The following is a 3,662-nucleotide window of genomic DNA, read 5'->3' as shown; positions in this document are numbered from 1 at the left end:
AACCTAAAGAGTAAAAATAAATTTGTGCGAAATATTCTTTTTATTATCCATTTCAAACATGATCCGCTTTGCTGTTATTGTTTGAATGTGCTCATTAAACCTCATTTTAGGTGCTGAAAAACGTTTACCATTTAAAGTTCCATGTATATTCAGCATGACGAACTCACCGTTGTAATAGTAAGCTTCCGTAAAATTAATCGAGACCATCGTTCCTACTGTTAACTTCCCTAAATCATAGCGAAAACGTGTTTTAGCCTTTTGCTCATCAAATATAACTGCGATAAGCATTGAACGATTTGTAAGATCAACAACTTCCGTCTGCTTTTCTGCCGTAATACGATATTGCAAATAGAGTTTGTTATCGATTTTTTTGTATTTATTGTAGCTCACGCCCCCCATGACAAAAGTACCGTTGATAGCAAATGCTACCAACGGATTAAATAAACACATTAAAATGGTAATTATTCTAAGCATCGATATATATGATTAAATCTCACAAGTTACAAATTCACCGTCTCTTGGCTTTTCTTCACAACTTTTAATAATGCCTTCAGATTTACCACCAATAACACTAAACTCTAACTGGTGTTCAGCGTATTTACCTTCTAACCAGTAGTCATACTGTCCATCATTACCTAAGTAATAACCTCGAATCCCCTCTTCAGAGCAGAACGGTACGTTGGTCACTTTCGACAATTTTTCATCGACAGTACAACTATATTGGTTTCTTTCAATATTAAGATCTTGTCGACCAACTGCTGTATTTAACGCGTAGGCCGATAAAATATCGAGTGTGACTTTGACATCATCGTCAGATAGCTCAAATAACATGACATCATCAGCAGGTGATTGTAGGTGGGCATGTAAATTTGTTAGTACTGGCTTTAAATCAGCAAGCTCAGCTGCTGTAAAATATTCGGTTAAATTTAATTTTGTCTTTACCGTTGTTATTGCTGCTTTAAGCGACGTCAACGATTGTACTAAATACTTAGGATCTTGGCGTAAGGTAAATACGGTGGGATCTTCCATCCAGGTTACAGGATTGTAAGAGGCTAAATTGTATTCCACCGATGTGATTGGATAATCAACACTGCCTAAACTTGTATATTCACTAAATGATGTATCAGGATCATATCCATATTTCACCGCTTTCACGGTAACATTTGATTCAGTATGCACTAAATAATTTACATCACTACCTGCATTGTACGCTGAAATAGTACTCAGTATATTTGCAACCGTTAATGCTACTGTACGTACCGCATGTGCATCTTGATAAGTGATCATCCCCTCATCACTAGGATCATACTTAGCTACACGATTAACTTCTGCAAAACTGATCGCTAATTTATCGCTAGCTGTAACCAGCTTATTTGCCAGCTCAAACAGCATTTTTGACTCTGAATCTGTCGATGCTAATGCTCGATCAATATTAGCGCCAAGAACTACATCTGCATTGTGATTAATCGCATAATCAATAGCTTGAGGAAGTAAGCTATCGTAAGCAAATAGAGGGTTCTCGACTTGTGAATAATCAAATTGAATGCGCTGTTTAACCGCATCATCATTTAATATATAAGCAATATCGAGAATAGCTTTCAGCACTTCAATATCAGCATTATTACTATCATCCCCTTTATCTAGGATTGCTTGATACTCTGCTAATTTTTGTTGGAAATTTAAAGTATGCAAATTAGGGAGATTAGCTTCAACATCGTTAATGATTTCAGCTACCGCTAGACTATGAAAGCCTTTCAGCTCAGGTACATTACCATCAAGGTGTTTCTTTGCATCTACAAAAGAAACAAGGTTGGCAATAGCAACACCAACCTCTTCTAGTGCTTGTAAGAAAGCCTGCTCTTCTTGATCTAATAAGTTTGATGGCAATTGAGTACCATCAAAATCTTCAACGCTGATACCATTTTCAGGGTTACCATCAGCATCAATACTTTGAAGTAACGCCGCAATTTTTACAGCTTTAGTCGTATCAACAGCAATAGAATACGGTGTAACAACAAGGGAATCTGATGATACGGTGACAGAGCCTAAGTCAAAGCCATTTAAACTAAACTGGCATTTGTTACCTTCCAGTGTTTCAAATTTACCTTCAGTATCAGTTTGCCCGTTATAGTCATCGCCACAATCATACTGTAATCCAGACACCGCACTGTCAATAAACTGCCCTGTTATCACTGTGCTTTTAGGAATTGTCGTTGTGGGGGCTGAATCACTATCACCACCTCCACAGCCAATTAACCCAATTGATAAAGTAGGAAGTAACAATGCCAACGTTGTTTTTGGTAGTTTCATCTTTTAATTCTCTTTATTAATGACAAAAAAGCATCTCAATGCACCTAGTAGCACAATATAGCAATTGAGCATTTTTCATGTGAATCTAGATGCACTTTTTTGCGTAATAAAAAGAGTAATTTGAATGAAGTGTCTTACTTTAAAGAATTACCAATTGTTGGCTGTTTTAAGCTGATGTTTTAGCCGTAACACGTAACTTGTTTTTATTATCACGATTCTGACGAATATGCTCATCACTTTGGATCATGTCGGGTTGTTTCGCTAGGCGATCATAAAGTACAACGTTAACTGAAGCCGCTAAGTTCATACAACCAACTGTTGGTACATACACAACATGATCCGCTTTATCAGCAACGTCCTGAGCAATAGAGCCATCTTCAGGGCCAAAGATATAGATCGCTTTTTCAGGGTGTTCAAAGTGAGGTAATAACGTTGCCCCTTCTGCAAAATCCACACATACAATTTTCATATCTTGTGGTAAATCATCAATCAAAGATTCAACACCTGACAATGGAATTGTCTGAGCCATTTTCTTGGTATCCGTCTGAAATTTCGCGGCCAAATCATAGCGAGTGCCCGTATATGTCACTGCGTCTGCTTTATAACACCCCGCCGCTCGCAATACTGCGCCCACATTAGTTGGACTCTTAGGATTAGTTAATCCAATAATCACTGACGCATCTTTCATAGTTCTCTGTCTTTCTCTTCAATAACAATGGATTAATTATCCAAATTTCATGTAAAAAATAGCCTCAATCTTTCAATTGAGGCTCTGATATAGCATAACTTTAAGGCGTTTTATTATAAAACATTATTATTCAAAGGTGCATTACTGCGTGTTGACTTAAATAATGGTGATAATAATCTGCTACCAAATACACTTAAGTGATTATCGTCATAGTATAAAGAATCACCATTTATGGATGATATACATTTCTCCGAATTACAAAAATACGGGCCTACATTTAAAATTGTTACACCACATTTTTGATGCACTTTATCCATTAAGCCTCTGATAAAGGCATTCCTAGTATTGTATTTTTTCACATCAAGATCATATTCATACGGTCGATTATTAAGCATCTCTTTCTTCGCCATTTCTTTTGGTATGTTGAATGGCATCTCTGGCGTTGGTGTCGTTATATAAACAGGATTATTTTTTGCAATAGAACACATCGTTTGTTCATAATATTTAGAGAACTCATTAAGAAATGGTTTTGATACTGTCTTGTAATCATGATCAAAATACACTTCAGGCGTATCAGGCGAATGAAAACCATAAATATATCCAGAAGTTCTATTGATAATATAAACAGGTACGCCTTTATATTTACTCATAATTTCTTGTATAT

General features: G+C 36.3%; 4 protein-coding genes. All 4 read right to left on the bottom strand.

What is annotated here, in order from left to right:
* Nucleotides 1–3: 3 nt before the first annotated feature.
* Entirely contained in the window at nucleotides 4–474 is a 471-nt protein-coding gene (locus tag E5A76_RS15505) for a hypothetical protein (protein WP_161119467.1), read from the bottom strand.
* 12 nt (nucleotides 475–486) lie between these two features.
* Nucleotides 487–2,310, bottom strand: a complete 1,824-nt coding sequence (locus E5A76_RS15500) for a hypothetical protein (protein ID WP_161119466.1) — start codon at nucleotides 2,308–2,310, stop codon at nucleotides 487–489.
* A gap of 166 nt (nucleotides 2,311–2,476) precedes the next feature.
* Nucleotides 2,477–2,998: an RNA methyltransferase gene (locus E5A76_RS15495; protein WP_161119465.1), complete on the bottom strand. Its 522-nt coding sequence runs from the start codon at nucleotides 2,996–2,998 to the stop codon at nucleotides 2,477–2,479.
* 113 nt (nucleotides 2,999–3,111) lie between these two features.
* A partial coding sequence (locus E5A76_RS15490; RefSeq protein WP_262383667.1) for an SGNH hydrolase domain-containing protein occupies nucleotides 3,112–3,662 on the bottom strand: 551 nt, incomplete at its 5' end.

The organism is Photobacterium lucens (assembly GCF_009873615.1).
Classification (GTDB): domain Bacteria; phylum Pseudomonadota; class Gammaproteobacteria; order Enterobacterales; family Vibrionaceae; genus Photobacterium; species Photobacterium lucens.
Note: the sequence above shows the minus strand (reverse complement) of the source record. Positions and strands in the feature narration are given on the sequence as shown.

What these genes read in the sequence shown, in the direction of transcription:
- E5A76_RS15505 (WP_161119467.1), bottom strand. Translation starts at nt 474, where the DNA reads ATGCTTAGAATAATTACCATTTTAATGTGTTTATTTAATCCGTTGGTA.
- E5A76_RS15500 (WP_161119466.1), bottom strand. Translation starts at nt 2,310, where the DNA reads ATGAAACTACCAAAAACAACGTTGGCATTGTTACTTCCTACTTTATCA.
- E5A76_RS15495 (WP_161119465.1), bottom strand. Translation starts at nt 2,998, where the DNA reads ATGAAAGATGCGTCAGTGATTATTGGATTAACTAATCCTAAGAGTCCA.